Genomic DNA, 14,774 nt, shown 5'->3' on the forward strand with positions numbered 1-14,774 from the left:
GATGCACGTCGTCTTCCGCGAAAGCCACGGGCTCGAGGACCTCGAGACCCCGACGGACCTGATGCAGGATCCGGCGGATCTCGTGGTGCTGTCCTTCTCCGACAGCGACCTCGGGGCCTTCGCGGAAGCCTGGCACCAGAGCGGCGGAAGCCTGCCCTCGCTGCGGCTCGCCAACCTCGCGCAGCTGCGCCATCCGCTGTCGGTCGACACCTACGTGGAGCGCACGCTTGCGGGCGCGAGGGGCATCCTCGTGCGGCTGATCGGCGGGCTGCCCTATTGGGACTACGGGCTCTTGCAGCTGCAGGCGCTGGCGCAGCGGCAGGGGATCGCCCTTGCCGTGCTGCCCGCCGACGGCCGCCCCGATCCGCGGCTCGACGAGGTCTCGACCCTGCCGCTCTCGACCCTGCGCCAGCTTGCCCGGCTCTGCGACACCGGCGGCCCCGCCGCGGCGCAGGCGGCGCTGGCACAACTGGCGCTAGCCTCGGGCCTCGGCGCGCCCCCGGTGCGCGGCGCGCGCGCCCTGCCCGAGGTGGGCCTTTGGACCCCCGAAACCGGGCCCGAACCACTTGATGAGCCGAGGAGCGCCGCCCCTCGCGCGCCCCGGCGCATTTGGAAAGAGAAGACGGGGCGACGGATTCTCCTCGTCTTCTACCGCGCCTACCTGGTGGCGGCGGACATTGCCCCCATCGCGGCACTCTTCGCGGCCTTCCGGGCCGAGGGCTGCGAGGTGGTCGGGCTCTTCGCCCCCTCGCTGAAAGCGCCCCGCGCGGCGGCGGCGCTGCAAGAGGCCGTGGCCAGGCTCTGCCCCGACGCCATCGTCAGCGCCACCGCCTTCAGCGGGCGCGGCGCGGCGGGCTCGCCGCTCGACGCCGCGGGCGTGCCGGTCTTCCAGGTGGCGCTCGCAACCTCCACCGAAGAGGCCTGGGGCGCGGCGGACCGGGGGCTTTCCCCCGCCGATCTGGCCATGCACGTGGTGCTGCCCGAGGTCGACGGGCGGCTTCTGGCCGGGGTTGTCTCGTTCAAGGCGCACGGAGAGCGAGACCCGGAGCTGCAATTCGCCCGCACCCTGCACCGCCCTCACGGACCGGGGATCGCCGCCGCCGTTGCCCGGGTCATGGGCTGGCTGCGGCTGGCGGCACAGCCGGCGGCCGAGCGCCGGGTGGCGCTGATCCTTTCGACCTACCCCGGCAAGGACTGGAACCTCGGCCACGCGGTCGGCCTCGACGCCCCGGCCTCGGCGCGGGCCATCCTCGAGGATCTGCGCGCGGCGGGATACGCGGTGCCCGAGGCGGGCGCCGATCTCGAGACGGCGCTGCAGGACCGCAGCCTGCGGCTGCCGCTGGCGGAGTACCGCGCGGCGCTGGCCCAGCTGCCGGAGCGCCTTCGGCAGCAGATCACCGCCACCTGGGGCGCGCCCGAGGCGGACGCGCAGATCGACGGCGACGCCTTCCGGGTCGCGGCGCTGGAACTTGGCCCCTGCCTCATCGCCCTGCAGCCCGAGCGCGGCACCCCGGCGGCGCGCGCGGGCGAGTACCACGATCTCGCGCGGGTGCCGCGCCATGCCTATGTCGCTTTCTACCTCTGGCTGCAGCGCCGCGCCGACGCGCTGGTGCATATCGGCGCCCATGGCACGCTGGAATGGCTGCCCGGCAAGGCGGTCGCCCTCTCCGAGACCTGCTGGCCGCAGGTGCTGACCGGCGCGCTGCCGGTGCTCTATCCGTTCATCGTCAACGATCCGGGCGAGGCGGGACAGGCCAAGCGGCGCATCGGCGCGCTCACCCTCGGCCATCTGCCGCCGCCGCTCGCCGCGAGCGAGATCCCCGACCGGCTGACCCACCTGGAAAGCCTGCTCGACGAGTTCTCCACCGCCGACGGGCTCGACCCGCGCCGCCGCGACCGACTGCAGGCCGACATCCGCGCCGAGGCCCGCGCCCGCGGCGTCGAGGCCGACCTGGGGCTCGGCGAGGCCGCCTCCACCGCCGAGGCGATCACCCGCATCGACCGCTTCGTCTGTGACATCAAGGAAAGCCGCTTTGGCGCCGGGTTGCACGTCTGGGGCCGCCCGCCACCGGGCTGCACCGAGCCGGAGATCCTTGCCTCGGCGCAGGCCGAACGGGCCGCGCTCATCGCCGCGCTCGATGGTCGGCGGATCGAGGCGGGGCCCTCGGGGTCGCCCTGGCGCGGGCGGCGCGACGTGCTGCCGAGCGGGCGCAACCTCTACACCACCGACCCGCGCGCGGTGCCGAGCCGCGCCGCCCATGCGCAGGGGGTGAAGCTGGCCGAAGAGCTGATGCGCCGCCACCTGCAGGATCACGGTGACTGGCCGCGCGGGCTGGTCGTCGATCTCTGGGGGTCGGCCACCATGCGCACCGCCGGCGAGGAATTCGCCATGGCGCTGCACCTCTTGGGCGTGCGGCCGGTCTGGGACGAGGGCTCGGCGCGGGTCAGCGGCCTCGAGGTGCTGCCGATCGCCGAGCTCGACCGCCCGCGCATCGACGTCACGCTGCGGGTCTCCGGGCTGTTCCGCGATGTCTTCCCCACGCTCTCGGGGCTCTTCGCGACGGCGGTCGCCGCGCTGGCGGCGCGCGACGAGGCGCCGGAGTGGAACCCCTATGCCGGGACCGCGCCGGGCGCGCGGGTCTACGGCCCGGCGCCGGGCAGCTTCGGGCTGGGCATGGGGGCGGCATTGGACAGCTACGATCAGGAGGCCCGACGCACCGCCGGGGAGGCCTGGCTCGCCGCCTCGTCCTGGGCGCTGGACGGGGCACTGGACGGCGCGGGCGCGACCCGCGACGCGGCCGGGATTCGCGCCCGCGTCGCGCAGGCCGAGGCCTTCGTGCACCTTCAGGATCTGCCCGAGACCGACCTGCTGCTTGCCGCCGACTACGCCGCGCATGAGGCGGGCTTTGCCGCCGCACAGGCCACGACCGGCGGGCAGGCCGCGCTCTACCATCTCGACAGCACCGACCCCGCGCGCCCCCGCGCCCGCGCCCTGCCCGAAGAGATCGCCCGCGTGGTGCAGGCCCGCGCCGCCAACCCGCGCTGGATCGCCGGAATGCGCGCCCATGGCTTCCGCGGCGCCGCCGAGATGGCCGCGACGCTCGAGCACATGGCCGCCTTCGCGCATCTGGCAGGGGCGGTCGGCGGGCATCTGTTCGACCTCTATCATGCGGCGACGCTCGGCGATCCCGAAACCGAGGCCTTCCTGCGCGGCGCCAACCCCGGCGCCCATACGGCGATGCTCGAACGCTTCCGCGCACTGCGCGAGGCCGGGCTCTGGGACAGCCGCCGGAACTCGGTGATCGCCGCGCTGGAGGACGGGTCGTGAGCGCCCCGCTGGTCAAGGGCTGGTGCCCCGGCGCGCACCGCCCGATGCTCTCGGGCGACGGGCTGGTGGTGCGGGTGCGCCCGTTCCGCGCCGAGCTGAGCGACGCGCAGGCGCTGGCGCTTTGCGATCTCGCGCGGACCCATGGCAACGGCACGCTGGAGCTGACCTCCCGCGCCAACCTGCAGATCCGCGGGGTGCCCGAGGCCGCCTTCCCCGCGCTGCTGGAGGGTTTGGAGGCGCTCGGGCTGATCGACGCCGACCCGGCGGTCGAGGCGCGGCGCAATATCCTCATGCCCGCGGGCTGGCGCGCGGGCGATCTGACCGACCGGCTTCACGCGGCGCTGCTGCAGACCCTGCCCGCGCTGCCGCCCTTGCCCGCCAAGATGGGCTTTGCGCTCGACACCGGGCCGCAGGGGCAGCTTGCCTCGGGGTCTGCCGATTTCCGCTTCGAGCTGGACCCGGCGGGGGCGCTGCTGCTGCGCGCCGACGGGGCGGCGACGGGGCGCGCGGTTTCGGAAGCGGGCGCGATGGACGCCCTTGCCGAGCTGGCCCGCTGGTTCGTCGCCACCGGCGGCCCCGAGGCAGGGCGCATGGCGCGGCATCTGCGGCAGGTCTCGCTTCCGCAGACATGGCGGGGCACCGCACCGCGCGCGCCGGGGGCCTGCCCTGAACCCGGTGGCATGGAGGGGGACCGGCTGCTTGGCGTGCCCTTCGGCAGCATGGAGGCCAGCGTGCTCGCGGAGCTAGTCGAAGCCAGCGGCGCGCGGGCGGTGCGGTTGATGACCGGGCGGCTCCTCTGCCTGCGCGGCGGCCACGCCGACACCGCCGCCCCCGGTTTCGTCACCGCCCCCGGCAGCACGCTCCTGACCGCCCACGCCTGCCCGGGCGCCCCCTTCTGCCCGCAGGCGACCGTGCCCACCCGCGCGCTCGCGGCACGGCTGGCGCCAAAGGTGCGCGGCACGCTGCACGTCTCGGGCTGCGCCAAGGGCTGCGCCCTGCCGCGCGCCGCCGATGTCACGCTGGTGGGACGGCAGGGCGGCTTCGACCTCGTGGAACATGGCGCGCCCTGGGACACCCCCGCCCGCACCGGCCTGTCTCCCGCACAACTCGACGATCTTCCCACCCTCCTATCGGGACAGCCCTGATGCCCTATGACTACGAAAAGGATGGCGCGGCCATCTACCGCCAGAGCTTCGCCACGATCCGCGCCGAGGCCGATCTCGCGCGGTTCTCGCCCGACGAGGAGCCCATCGCGGTGCGGATGATCCACGCGGCGGGGATGGTCGGGCTCGACCAGCACATCCGCTTCTCCGAGGGCTTCGCCGCCGCCGCCCGCGCCGCGCTGGCGCGGGGCGCGCCGATCCTTTGCGATGCGCGGATGGTGTCCGAGGGCGTCACCCGCCCGCGCCTGCCCGCCGACAACCCGGTGCTCTGCACATTGCGCGACCCCAGCGTGCCCGAGTTGGCCCGCGCCATGGGCACCACCCGCTCGGCGGCGGCGCTCGAGCTTTGGCGGCCCCAGCTCGCGGGTGCGCTGGTGGCCATCGGCAATGCCCCCACGGCGCTCTTTCACCTGCTGAACATGCTCGAGGATCCGGCCTGCCCGCGCCCGGCGGCGATCATCGGCTGCCCGGTGGGGTTCGTCGGCGCGATGGAAAGCAAGGACGCGCTCTGGCAGGCACAGCCCGTGCCCTGCTGCATCGTCGAGGGGCGGCTTGGCGGCAGCGCGATCACCGTCGCGGCGATCAACGCCATCGCGAGCCGCGCCGAATGAACGCTCGGGGGGAAATCCGCGCAGAGGCCAGCGCAGAGGTAGGCACGCAGGGGCAGGGCACGATCTGGGGCGTCGGTCTTGGCCCCGGCGATCCCGACCTCATGTCGGTGCGCGCCGACCGGCTGCTGCGCAAGGCCGGTCACGTGGCCTACTTCCGCAAGGCCGGGCGACCCGGGCAGGCCCGGCGCATCGTCGAGGGGATGTTGCGCCCCGACGTGATCGAGATCGCCATGGAGTACCCGGTGACCACCGAGATTCCGCTCACCGATCCGCGCTACAACGCGCTGCTCTCGGCCTTCTACGAGGGCTGCACCGCGAAGCTCCGCGCCCTGTCGGAGGCGGGCCACGAGGTGCTGGTGCTCGCCGAGGGCGACCCGTTCTTCTACGGCTCCTTCATGCATCTCTTCACCCGGCTCAAGGGCCATGCGCCGCTGCAGGTGATCCCGGCGATCCCCGGCATGGCCGCCGCCTGGTGCGCCACCGGCCTGCCGATCACCTGGGGCGACGACGTGATGAGCACGCTCATGGGCACCCTGCCCGAGGCCGAGCTGGTGCGGCAGATGCGCAATGCCGACGCGCTGGTGATCATGAAAATCGGCCGCAACATCGACAAGGTCCGCCGCGCCCTGCGCGCCGCCGGGCGCTTCGAGGAGGCCTGGCTGGTGGAACACGCCGCCATGCCGGGCCAGTCGGTGCAGCGCCTGTCGGAGGCCGAGGGCCGGGTGACCCCCTATTTCTCCATCGTCCTGGTGCACGGACAGGGGCGGCGGCCATGAGCGGACGGCTGGTCATCGCCGGGCTCGGCCCCGGATCGGAGGCACTGGTCACCCCCGAGGTCAACGCCGCGCTGGCCGAGGCGACAGATGTGGTCGGCTATATCCCCTATGTCGCCCGCGTCACGCCGCGCCCCGGCCTGACGCTGCATGCCTCGGACAACCGGGTCGAGCTGGACCGCGCCCGCCACGCGCTCGAGATGGCCTGCGCCGGCCGCTCGGTTGTCGTGGTCTCTTCGGGCGATCCCGGGGTCTTTGCCATGGCGGCCGCGGTGTTCGAGGCGGTCGAGGCGGGCCCGCCGGAGTGGCGCGCGCTCGACATCGCGGTGCTGCCCGGGATCACCGCGATGCTCGCCGCCGCCGCCCGCACGGGCGCGCCGCTGGGGCATGATTTCTGCGCGATCAACCTCAGCGACAACCTCAAGCCCTGGTCGCTGATCGAAAAGCGCCTGCGCCTCGCCGCCGAGGCCGATTTCGCCATGGCTTTCTACAACCCGCGCTCCATGGCCCGGCCCGAGGGGTTCGCAAAAGCCCTGAACGTCCTGCAGCAGGCCTGCGGCGATGCCCGCCCGGTGATCTTTGCCCGCGCCGTCTCGACCCCGGAGGAAGAGATCCGCGTGGTCCGCCTCGATCGCTGCACCCCCGAGATGGCCGACATGCGCACGGTGGTCATTGTCGGGGCCTCGACCACGCGGATCATCGCCCGTGATGGCGCGGCGTTCGTCTACACCCCGAGGTCGGTGCCCGCATGATCGAGCCAGCGCAGCACCCCCTCCACCTCATGCGTCTCGCGCCGCGCCGGGATGGCGGGCCGGTCGATCATGATCACCGGCAGGCCCAGCTCGCGCGCCGCCGCGATCTTGGCAAAGGCGCCGCTGCCGCCGGAATTCTTCGAGACCACGAGGTCGATCCTGTGCTCCCGCATCAGCCTTCGGTCGGATTCGAGACCGAAGGGGCCGCGATCAACCACCACGTGATGATCGGGGAAATCCAGAGGTGCCTCGGGCGGGTCAACGAGCCGCAGCAGGTAGGCATGCTGCGCCTGTGCAGCGAAGTCCGCCAGATGCGTGCGGCCCACGGCCAGCATCACGCGGCGCCGCGGACCGGCGAGCTCGGCGACAGCCCCCGCCATGTCCGGCACCCGGATCCAGCGGTCGGCAGCGGTCTCCTCCCAGGGCGCTCGGGTGAGCGCGATCAGCGGCACGTCCGCCGCCCGGCAGGCCGCGACGGCATTGGCGCTCATCTGCGCCGCGAAAGGGTGCGTGGCGTCGATCACATGGGTGATGCGCTCGGCCCGCAGGTGGCCCGACAGCCCCTCGACCCCGCCAAAACCGCCGATGCGCAGCGGCAGCGCCTGCGTCGCCGGACTGGCCACGCGCCCGGCCAGCGACACCGTGCCGCGCAGCCCCGCCCCGGCCAGCGCCCGGCAGAGCCGCGCCGCCTCGGCGGTGCCGCCGAGCACCAGAAGGTTCGGCTCCATGTCTGAGGCTGTCACGTCTGAAGTCCCCTGGCTGTCGATCGTCGGGCTCGGCGAAGATGGCCCGGACGGGCTCTGCTCCGCAAGCCGTGCCGCGCTCGCGGCAGCCGACATCGTCATGGGGCCCGAACGGCACCTGTCGCTGCTCCCCGAGGCGGGCGCAAGGCGGATCGCCTGGCCCGTGCCCTTTGCCGAGGGAATTCCGCAGCTCCTGGCGCTGCGCGGGCAGCGGGTTGCGGTGCTGGCTTCGGGCGATCCCTTCTGGTTCGGTGCCGGCGCGGTCTTGGCGCGGCAGCTGGAACGCGATGAATGGCAGGCCTTTCCGGGCCGCTCGAGTTTCTCGCTCGCCGCCGCGCGGATGGGCTGGCCGCTGGAAAGCGTCCAGTGCTTCGGCCTGCATGCCGCGCCGCTGTCGCGGCTGCGCCCGCGGCTTGCGCCGGGACGGCGGATGCTGGTGCTGCTGCGGGACGGCGCGGCGGTGCGCGCCCTGGCGGACTACCTTGCCGCCGAAGGCTTCGGCGCCTCCGGGATCACCGTTATGGAAGCGCTCGGCGGCCCCCGCGAGCGGCGCACCGAGGCCCGCGCCGAGGCTCTGCCAGCGCGCAGCTTCAGCCACCCCGTCTGTGCCGCCGTCGCGGTGGCCGGAGAGGGCGCGGTGCTGCCCCTCGCCACCGGCCGCCCCGACGGCTGGTTCGAGAGCGACGGCCAGATCACCAAGCAGCCCATCCGCGCGCTGACCCTCTCGGCCCTCGCCCCGCGCCCCTTCGAGCACCTCTGGGACATCGGCGGCGGCTCGGGCTCGATCGGCATCGAGTGGCTGCTCTGCGATCCCACGCTCGACGCCAGCACTGTCGAGCCGCGCCCGGAGCGCGCCGCCCGGATCGCCGCCAATGCCGCCCGGCTCGGCGCCGACCGGCTGCGGGTGGTCGAAGGCTCTGCCCCCACGGCGCTGGCGCACCTCGAACGCCCCGACGCGGTGTTCATCGGCGGCGGCCTGACCCGGGACCTGCTGGACTGGCTGGAAACGCATCTTCCCGGGGGCACAAGGATCGTCGCCAACGCGGTGACGCTGGAGTCCGAGGCGCTGCTGACTGAGGCGCAGGCGCGGCGCGGCGGCGCGCTGCTGCGCCTCGCGCTGTCGTCCGCCCAGCCTCTCGGCCCGAGACGCGGCTGGAAGGCGGCCTATCCCATCGTGCAATGGAGCCACGTCACATGATCGTCGCGGGCTTCGGATTCCGGCAGGGCGCGGGCGCCTCCAGCCTGCGCGACGCCTATGACCGGGCCCGCGCCGGGCGGGAGGCGGGCTGTCTCGCCACGGCCAAGGACAAGGCAGACGCCCCCGCCCTGCGTGCCCTGGCCGGATCTCTCGGCCTGCCGGTCGCTGGCGTCCCGGCCTGCCAGCTCTCCGCGCAGGGCACGGCAACCGACTCCCCCCGCGTGCGCGCCGAACGCGCCACCGGCTCGGTCGCCGAGGCCGCGGCCCTTTGCGCCGCCGGGCCGGGCGCACGTCTGCTTGGCGCGCGCGTGATTTCCTCTGACCGCATGGCCAGCTGCGCGCTGGCAGAAGGACCCGATCCATGACCGTTCACTTCATCGGCGCCGGCCCCGGCGCGCCCGACCTGCTGACCCTGCGCGGCCGCGACATCATCGCGCGCTGCCCGGTCTGCCTCTACGCCGGCTCGCTGGTCCCCGAGGCGATCCTTGGCCATTGCCCCCCCGGCGCGCGGATCGTCAACACCGCGCCGCTGGACCTCGACCAGATCATCGCCGAGATCCGCCTCGCCCATGACGCGGGGCAGGACGTGGCGCGGCTGCATTCGGGGGATCTTTCGGTCTGGTCGGCGATGGGCGAGCAGATGCGCCGACTGAAGGCGCTCGGCATCCCCGTCTCGGTCACCCCCGGCGTGCCTGCCTTCGCCGCCGCCGCAGCCGCGCTCGGCGCCGAGCTGACCCTGCCGGGCCTCGCGCAATCGGTGGTGCTGACCCGCACGCCGGGCCGGGCCTCGTCGATGCCCGAGGGCGAGACGCTGGCCAATTTCGCCGCCACCGGCGCGACGCTGGCCCTCCACCTGTCGATCCAGAACATCGCGCGGGTGGTTGCCGATCTCTCCCCCGCCTATGGCGCGGACTGCCCCGTCGCCGTGGTCTACCGCGCCAGTTGGCCCGACGAGGTGATCCTGCGCGGCACGCTGTCGGACATCGAGGGCAAGCTCGGCGCGGGCATCACCCGCACCGCGCTCATCCTCGTCGGCCCGGCGCTGGCGGGCGAGGGCTTTGACGAGAGCTGCCTTTACGCAGCCGACTACGACCGCCGCTACCGCCCGCAAAGCGCCGAGAGCCCGTGGAGTGGCTGGACCCCCGAGCAGGAGGCGCAGACCGATGGCTGAGGTTCCCGGACTTCTGGTCTCGGCGCCCTCGTCGGGCACCGGCAAGACCACGGTGATGCTGGGGCTGCTGCGGGCGCTGGCGGAGGACGGCTTGGCGGTTCAGCCCTTCAAGTCCGGCCCCGACTACATCGACCCGGCCTTCCACCGCGCCGCCAGCGGGCGGCCAAGCTTCAACCTCGACGGCTGGGCCATGGGACCACACCTCTGGCAGGCGATCGCGGCGCAGGCGGCGGGGGCGGACATCAGCCTCGCCGAGGGCTCGATGGGGCTCTACGACGGGGTCGCCACGCGCGGTCAGCAGGGCTTTGGCAGCAGCGCCGAGACGGCGCGGGCGATGGGCTGGCCGGTGGTGCTGGTGCTCGACGTGGGCGGTCAGGCGCAATCCGCCGCCGCAACGGCGCTGGGGTTCCGGCAGTACATGCCCGATCTGCCCTTCGCCGGGGTGATCCTCAACCGCGTTGCCTCGCCCCGCCACGAGCGGCTCACGCGGCTCGGGATGGAGCGCGCCGGGCTGCCGGTGCTCGGCGTGCTGCCCCGGCGCGGCGACCTGACCCTGCCGGAGCGGCACCTTGGCCTCATTCAGGCCGTGGAGCATCCGGACCTCGAAGCCGCCATCGCCGGTTATGCCGCCTTCCTGCGCGAGCACGTGGACCTTGCCGCGCTCCGCACCGCCGCGGCGGGCGGGCCGTTTCCCGAGGATGCGCCAGCCCTGCCCAGACCCCCGGCGCAGCGCATCGCGCTGGCGCAGGACGCGGCCTTTTCCTTCACCTATCCGCACCTTCTCGAAGGCTGGCGCGCCGCCGGGGCCGAGGTCCTGCCGTTCTCGCCGCTCGCCGATGAGCCGCCCGCCGCCGGGGCCGATCTGGTCTGGCTGCCCGGAGGCTACCCCGAACTGCACGCCGGGCGCCTTGCCGCCGCCGACACCTTCCGCGCCGGGTTGCGCCGCCATGCCGAGACGCGCCCCGTCCACGGCGAGTGCGGCGGCTACATGGCCCTTGGCGCGGGGCTGATCGACAAAGGCGGCAGGCGGCACGAAATGGCGGGCCTGCTGGGCCTCGTCACCAGCTACGAGACCCGCAAGTTTCACTTGGGCTATCGCCGCGCGGTGCTGCGCGCGCCGATGCCGGGCTTCGACGCCGGGGCGGCGCTGCGCGGCCATGAGTTCCATTACTCCACCATTTTGGAGCAACCCGACCCGCCGCTGGCCGAGGTCGCCGATGCCGATGGCGCCCCGGTGGCCGAGACCGGCTCGCGGCGCGGGCAGGTCACGGGAACCTTCTTTCACCTGATTTCGGCGGAGGAGCCGTCTGCCCCCCGCGCACAAGCACAAGAGGAGGCGCGCATCCAGACCAAAGCACGGCGCTGAGCCGACCCCGCATGGTGTCCCGCACGGGACGCAAGGGAACCGGGTGAGAGGCCCGGACTGCCCCCGCAACTGTAAGCGAGGAGCGCCGAGGAAGATCCACTGGCAGGCATGCCGGGAAGGGCCGAGGCGCGACGATCCGCGAGTCAGGAAACCTGCCATGCGACCCCCTTTCCCGCCCTCAGGGGCAATTTCGCTGCCGGTGGGGCAGCCACACGTAAAGGAAATATCATGCATATCGAACCCGGCGTCGTAGACGGCGCCAAACTTGCCTTCGCCGCCGTCACCGCGGCAGGCGCCGCGGGCTATACCGCCAAGCTCGCCGCAGAGGACGCGGCGCGCAGCAATCTCGTTTCGCTCGCCGCGCGCACGCTGATGGCCGCCGTTGGCACCTTCGTTTTCTTCGAGGTGCTGCCGCACTTCCCGGTCGGTGTCTCTGAGGTGCATTTCATCCTCGGCTCGACACTTTTCCTGCTGCTCGGCACCGCGCCCGCCGCGATGGGTCTGGCGCTGGGTCTGCTGGTGCAGGGGCTGTTCTTCGCGCCCAGCGACCTGCCGATGTATTTCGTCAATGTCACCACGCTTCTGGTGCCGCTCTTTGCAACCGCGGCGCTCGCCCGTCGTGTGGTGCCCGCCGACACGGCCTATGTGGACCTGCGCTATGCCGACGTGCTGAAGCTCTCGGGTGTGTTCCAGGCCGGGGTCGTCGCCTGGGTCGCCTTCTGGGTCTTCTACGGCCAGGGCGTCTCGGCCGAGACCTTCGGCGCGGTGCTGACCTTCGGCGGCGCCTACATGCTGGTGCTGCTGATCGAGCCGCTGGCCGATCTCGCCGCGCTTGCCGCCGCGAAATCGCTGCGCGACACCGGGCTCGGCCGGCTCTTCGCGCCAAGGCTCTATACCGCCTGACCAAGCGCCCGGTCCCCAGAGCGGGGCCGGGCACCCACCGCAAGGACAACTCCATGATCCAGGACCTCTGGCTTGTCGGCATCGGCACCGGCAGCCCCGGCCATGTGACCCTCGAGGGGGTGCAGGCGCTGCGCGACGCGGCGGTCATCCTGCTGCCGCTGAAGGGCGAGGCGAAAGACGACCTCCGGGCACTGCGCCAGGTGATCCTCGAGGCCGCGGGCACAAACGCCGAGATCCGCACCTTCACCTACCCCGTGCGCGATCCGGCGCTTCCCTATGTCGAGCGCGTCGCCGCCTGGCACGACGAGATCGCCCGGCGCTGGATCGCGGCGCTGCACGGCGCGCCGGAGGGGCCGGTCGCCCTGCTGGTCTGGGGAGATCCCGCGCTCTACGACAGCACGCTGCGCATCGCCGGGCGCCTGCTGCCGCCCCCGAGGCTGCGGGTGGTCCCCGGCATCACCGCGATCCAGGCGCTGACCGCCGCCCATGCGATCCCGCTCAACAGCGTGAACGGCGCGGTAAAACTCACCACCGGGCGGCGCCTCCGCGCGCAGGGCTGGCCCTCGAGCGAGGAGACCGTGGTGGTGATGCTCGACGGGGAATGCAGCTTCGCGGGGCTCCCTGCCGAGGGGCTGCACATCTGGTGGGGGGCCTACCTCGGCAGCCCGGCGCAGATCCTCCGCTCCGGCCCGCTGGCCGAGGTCGCGCAGGAGATCATCGCCCTGCGGCAGACGGCGCGGGCGAAGCATGGCTGGATCATGGACACCTACCTGCTTCGCCGTGCCTCCGCGGACGGCGCAGACTGACGCCTGCGTGTCCGACGACCGGATCCCGGCCCTTCGTCCCCGGAAGCCCCAAACGAAAAGCCTTGGTGCCGGAAAGCACCAAGGCGAAAGGTTCTCAAATGAGCTGCGGCGCCACCACTCACGGATACTCGTCAAAAAGGCACTCTTGACCTAACGCCACGTCGGGTGCGTAGCACGGAGCTCACCTGACTCCAAGAGATTATCAAATTGATAAAGTTAACTGGGCGGCGACCTGTGACATTTCTTGACCCCATGGCCGCGCTGCGCAAAGACTTGCTGCCATGAACAAACTCAGCTCCATCCTTCAGCTCCGCGAGATGCTGCGCCAGCTCGAGCGCGATGTCGGTCTCGAAGATCTCAGCCGCCTGGAACGCGACGTGCTCCTTGCCGCGCATGGACTTTGCGAGCGGCCCGGCGACGTGATCAGCTCCGAGCAGATCCGCGACCATGCGCTGGTCCGCTGCACCGCGCAGGCGACCTTCTACCGGGCCATCCGCACCCTTCTCGACCGCGGGCTTCTGGAACGGGCGGCGGACACCAAGGCGCGGGCCTACGTCGTGCGGAGCGACCTTGTCGGCGCGCCGCTGCCGCTGAGCTGAGCCCCTGCCCCGCGCGCGCCCGACATGACGGTCCTACAGAACTTCTCCGTGGTGATCCTGGCCTATGTCCTCGCACACGGCCTGACCGCGCTTCTGATCACCCCGGTGCAGTCGCGGCTCATGCCGGAGCTCACCATCTTTGCCAGCCTGGCCTACCTGCCGCATGGCGTGCGGGTGCTCTCGACCTGGCTGCTCGGCAAGCGGGCCTTCTTGCCGCTGTTTCTGGGCGCCTTCCTGTCGGAGGCCCTCTTCACGCGGGCGGAGATCAGCACCCCGACCCAGCCGCTGATCCTGCTGTCCATCGCCGTGGGCGCGGCCTCGGCGCCCCTCGCCTTCGAGGCAATGGCGCTGGCCGGGCGGCGCGTCTACGCCGTGCAGCGGGCGCGAATTCACTGGAAGTGGCTGCTGCTGGCAGGGGCGCTGGCCTCGGTGATCAACTCGGCGGGCCAGTCGCTGGTGTTCTCGGGGCATATCCTGCCCGACGACTCGGTGGCGGTCGTGGCGATCTACGCGGTGGGCGACTTGATCGGGCTGATCGCCACCACGCTGGCGCTGATGCTGATCTTCCGCTGGATCCGCCTGTTCCTGAACCGCGCGCGTTAGACCCGCAGCGCAGGAAGGCCCACCCCGGTCGACTGGAAGCCGCCGTCCGAGGCAATGGTCTGCCCGGTCACGTAGCTGGCCTTGTCCGAGCAGAGGAAGACGATCACCGAGGCGATCTCATCCTCCGAGCCATAGCGATTGAGCGGGATGGCGTCGTGATAGGCCGCGATGATCTCGGGCGAATGCACCGCCATGGCCAGCTTGGTGCGCACCGGACCCGGCGCCACGCAGTTGGCGCGGATGCCATATTCACCCAGTTCCGCCGCCTGCTGCTGGGTGAGCTGGATCACCCCGGCCTTCGAGGTGCCATAGGCCACCCGCAGCGTCGAGGCACGCAGGCCCGAGATCGACGCGATGTTGACGATGGCGCCCTGCACCTGCTTGAGGTGCGGGATCGCCGCCTGCGAGCAGAGGAACACGCCGTCGAGATTGGTCGCCATGACGGTACGCCAGCGCTCGAAGGTGGTCTCTTCGATGGGGCCGAAATCCGCGACCCCGGCGTTGTTCACCAGCGCGTCGATGCGACCGAAAGCTTCGGCCACCTCGGCGATCATCGCCGCCACCTGGTCCGGCTGCGAGACGTCGCAGACCACCGGCAGCACGTTCTCGAGCTGCCCGGCCTCCGCCATCAGCACCTCCGCGTCCCGGTCGATCATCGCCACGCGGCGACCCTCGGAAAGGAACTGCTTGGTAGTCGCAAGCCCGATGCCGCGCGCGGCGCCGGTGACGATGGCTGTCTTCTGGGTCATGGAGGACTC

General features: G+C 72.3%; 15 protein-coding genes and 1 riboswitch. Of the genes, 13 read left to right on the top strand and 2 right to left on the bottom strand.

Features of this window, described 5'->3' with window-relative positions:
• The first annotated feature begins 1 nt into the window (after window position 1).
• The 5 genes from cobN to cobJ are packed head-to-tail and all read left to right on the top strand — an operon-like array spanning window position 2 to window position 6,627.
• Window positions 2-3,328 carry a cobaltochelatase subunit CobN gene (cobN, locus tag CEW88_RS21585; RefSeq protein ID WP_108970455.1) on the top strand — a complete coding sequence of 1,109 codons (3,327 nt, stop codon included), beginning with the start codon at window positions 2-4 and terminating at the stop codon, window positions 3,326-3,328.
• Window positions 3,325-4,473 carry a cobalamin biosynthesis protein CobG gene (locus tag CEW88_RS21590; RefSeq protein ID WP_254694588.1) on the top strand — a complete coding sequence of 383 codons (1,149 nt, stop codon included), beginning with the start codon at window positions 3,325-3,327 and terminating at the stop codon, window positions 4,471-4,473. The genes cobN and CEW88_RS21590 overlap by 4 nt, the downstream gene beginning before the upstream one ends.
• A complete protein-coding gene (locus CEW88_RS21595) occupies window positions 4,473-5,102 on the top strand; it encodes a precorrin-8X methylmutase (protein WP_108970456.1) in 630 nt (209 codons plus the stop codon). The genes CEW88_RS21590 and CEW88_RS21595 overlap by 1 nt, the downstream gene beginning before the upstream one ends.
• Window positions 5,099-5,878, top strand: a complete 780-nt coding sequence (gene cobI / locus CEW88_RS21600) for a precorrin-2 C(20)-methyltransferase (RefSeq protein WP_108970457.1) — start codon at window positions 5,099-5,101, stop codon at window positions 5,876-5,878. The genes CEW88_RS21595 and cobI overlap by 4 nt, the downstream gene beginning before the upstream one ends.
• The gene (gene cobJ, locus CEW88_RS21605; protein ID WP_108970458.1) at window positions 5,875-6,627 is read left to right on the top strand and encodes a precorrin-3B C(17)-methyltransferase; all 753 of its coding nucleotides are present in this window, start codon (window positions 5,875-5,877) and stop codon (window positions 6,625-6,627) included. Before cobI ends, cobJ begins: the two co-directional genes overlap by 4 nt.
• Here cobJ and CEW88_RS21610 read toward each other — a convergent pair.
• Window positions 6,600-7,355: a cobalt-precorrin-6A reductase gene (locus CEW88_RS21610; protein WP_108970459.1), complete on the bottom strand. Its 756-nt coding sequence runs from the start codon at window positions 7,353-7,355 to the stop codon at window positions 6,600-6,602. The genes cobJ and CEW88_RS21610 overlap by 28 nt on opposite strands.
• Here CEW88_RS21610 and cbiE point away from each other — a divergent pair.
• From cbiE to CEW88_RS21650, 8 genes are all read left to right on the top strand, one after another.
• Window positions 7,354-8,568: a precorrin-6y C5,15-methyltransferase (decarboxylating) subunit CbiE gene (cbiE, locus tag CEW88_RS21615; protein ID WP_108970460.1), complete on the top strand. Its 1,215-nt coding sequence runs from the start codon at window positions 7,354-7,356 to the stop codon at window positions 8,566-8,568. The two genes, CEW88_RS21610 and cbiE, sit on opposite strands and share 2 nt — an antisense overlap.
• The gene (locus tag CEW88_RS21620; protein ID WP_108970461.1) at window positions 8,565-8,933 is read left to right on the top strand and encodes a cobalamin biosynthesis protein; all 369 of its coding nucleotides are present in this window, start codon (window positions 8,565-8,567) and stop codon (window positions 8,931-8,933) included. The genes cbiE and CEW88_RS21620 overlap by 4 nt, the downstream gene beginning before the upstream one ends.
• The gene (gene cobM, locus CEW88_RS21625; protein WP_108970462.1) at window positions 8,930-9,739 is read left to right on the top strand and encodes a precorrin-4 C(11)-methyltransferase; all 810 of its coding nucleotides are present in this window, start codon (window positions 8,930-8,932) and stop codon (window positions 9,737-9,739) included. The genes CEW88_RS21620 and cobM overlap by 4 nt, the downstream gene beginning before the upstream one ends.
• Window positions 9,732-11,105 (top strand): cobyrinate a,c-diamide synthase, encoded by a 1,374-nt coding sequence (locus CEW88_RS21630; protein WP_108970463.1) that lies wholly within the window; start codon window positions 9,732-9,734, stop codon window positions 11,103-11,105. Before cobM ends, CEW88_RS21630 begins: the two co-directional genes overlap by 8 nt.
• A riboswitch (cobalamin riboswitch) is annotated at window positions 11,101-11,279 on the top strand. It overlaps the preceding gene by 5 nt.
• A gap of 54 nt (window positions 11,280-11,333) precedes the next feature.
• Window positions 11,334-12,008 carry an energy-coupling factor ABC transporter permease gene (locus CEW88_RS21635; protein ID WP_108970464.1) on the top strand — a complete coding sequence of 225 codons (675 nt, stop codon included), beginning with the start codon at window positions 11,334-11,336 and terminating at the stop codon, window positions 12,006-12,008.
• Between the two features lie 53 nt (window positions 12,009-12,061).
• Window positions 12,062-12,814, top strand: coding sequence for a precorrin-6A synthase (deacetylating) (gene cobF / locus CEW88_RS21640; protein WP_108970465.1), 753 nt, complete (start codon window positions 12,062-12,064; stop codon window positions 12,812-12,814).
• Window positions 12,815-13,095: 281 nt separating this feature from the next.
• Window positions 13,096-13,413, top strand: a complete 318-nt coding sequence (locus CEW88_RS21645; protein WP_108970466.1) for a hypothetical protein — start codon at window positions 13,096-13,098, stop codon at window positions 13,411-13,413.
• A gap of 24 nt (window positions 13,414-13,437) precedes the next feature.
• Window positions 13,438-14,016: a hypothetical protein gene (locus tag CEW88_RS21650; RefSeq protein WP_108970467.1), complete on the top strand. Its 579-nt coding sequence runs from the start codon at window positions 13,438-13,440 to the stop codon at window positions 14,014-14,016.
• On the opposite strand, the gene CEW88_RS21655 is transcribed toward CEW88_RS21650, so the two are convergent.
• A complete protein-coding gene (locus tag CEW88_RS21655; RefSeq protein WP_108970468.1) occupies window positions 14,013-14,765 on the bottom strand; it encodes an SDR family NAD(P)-dependent oxidoreductase in 753 nt (250 codons plus the stop codon). The two genes, CEW88_RS21650 and CEW88_RS21655, sit on opposite strands and share 4 nt — an antisense overlap.
• Window positions 14,766-14,774: the final 9 nt, after the last annotated feature.

This window comes from Alloyangia pacifica (genome assembly GCF_003111685.1).
Classification (GTDB): Bacteria; Pseudomonadota; Alphaproteobacteria; order Rhodobacterales; family Rhodobacteraceae; genus Salipiger; species Salipiger pacificus_A.

Excerpts from the sequence above, each read along its gene's own strand:
- CEW88_RS21655 (WP_108970468.1), bottom strand. The coding sequence starts at position 14,765 with ATGACCCAGAAGACAGCCATCGTCACCGGCGCCGCGCGCGGCATCGGG.
- cobF (WP_108970465.1), top strand. The coding sequence starts at position 12,062 with ATGATCCAGGACCTCTGGCTTGTCGGCATCGGCACCGGCAGCCCCGGC.
- cobN (WP_108970455.1), top strand. The coding sequence starts at position 2 with ATGCACGTCGTCTTCCGCGAAAGCCACGGGCTCGAGGACCTCGAGACC.
- cobJ (WP_108970458.1), top strand. The coding sequence starts at position 5,875 with ATGAGCGGACGGCTGGTCATCGCCGGGCTCGGCCCCGGATCGGAGGCA.
- cobM (WP_108970462.1), top strand. The coding sequence starts at position 8,930 with ATGACCGTTCACTTCATCGGCGCCGGCCCCGGCGCGCCCGACCTGCTG.
- cbiE (WP_108970460.1), top strand. The coding sequence starts at position 7,354 with ATGTCTGAGGCTGTCACGTCTGAAGTCCCCTGGCTGTCGATCGTCGGG.
- CEW88_RS21645 (WP_108970466.1), top strand. The coding sequence starts at position 13,096 with ATGAACAAACTCAGCTCCATCCTTCAGCTCCGCGAGATGCTGCGCCAG.
- CEW88_RS21650 (WP_108970467.1), top strand. The coding sequence starts at position 13,438 with ATGACGGTCCTACAGAACTTCTCCGTGGTGATCCTGGCCTATGTCCTC.
- CEW88_RS21630 (WP_108970463.1), top strand. The coding sequence starts at position 9,732 with ATGGCTGAGGTTCCCGGACTTCTGGTCTCGGCGCCCTCGTCGGGCACC.
- CEW88_RS21620 (WP_108970461.1), top strand. The coding sequence starts at position 8,565 with ATGATCGTCGCGGGCTTCGGATTCCGGCAGGGCGCGGGCGCCTCCAGC.
- cobI (WP_108970457.1), top strand. The coding sequence starts at position 5,099 with ATGAACGCTCGGGGGGAAATCCGCGCAGAGGCCAGCGCAGAGGTAGGC.
- CEW88_RS21635 (WP_108970464.1), top strand. The coding sequence starts at position 11,334 with ATGCATATCGAACCCGGCGTCGTAGACGGCGCCAAACTTGCCTTCGCC.
- CEW88_RS21595 (WP_108970456.1), top strand. The coding sequence starts at position 4,473 with ATGCCCTATGACTACGAAAAGGATGGCGCGGCCATCTACCGCCAGAGC.
- CEW88_RS21610 (WP_108970459.1), bottom strand. The coding sequence starts at position 7,355 with ATGGAGCCGAACCTTCTGGTGCTCGGCGGCACCGCCGAGGCGGCGCGG.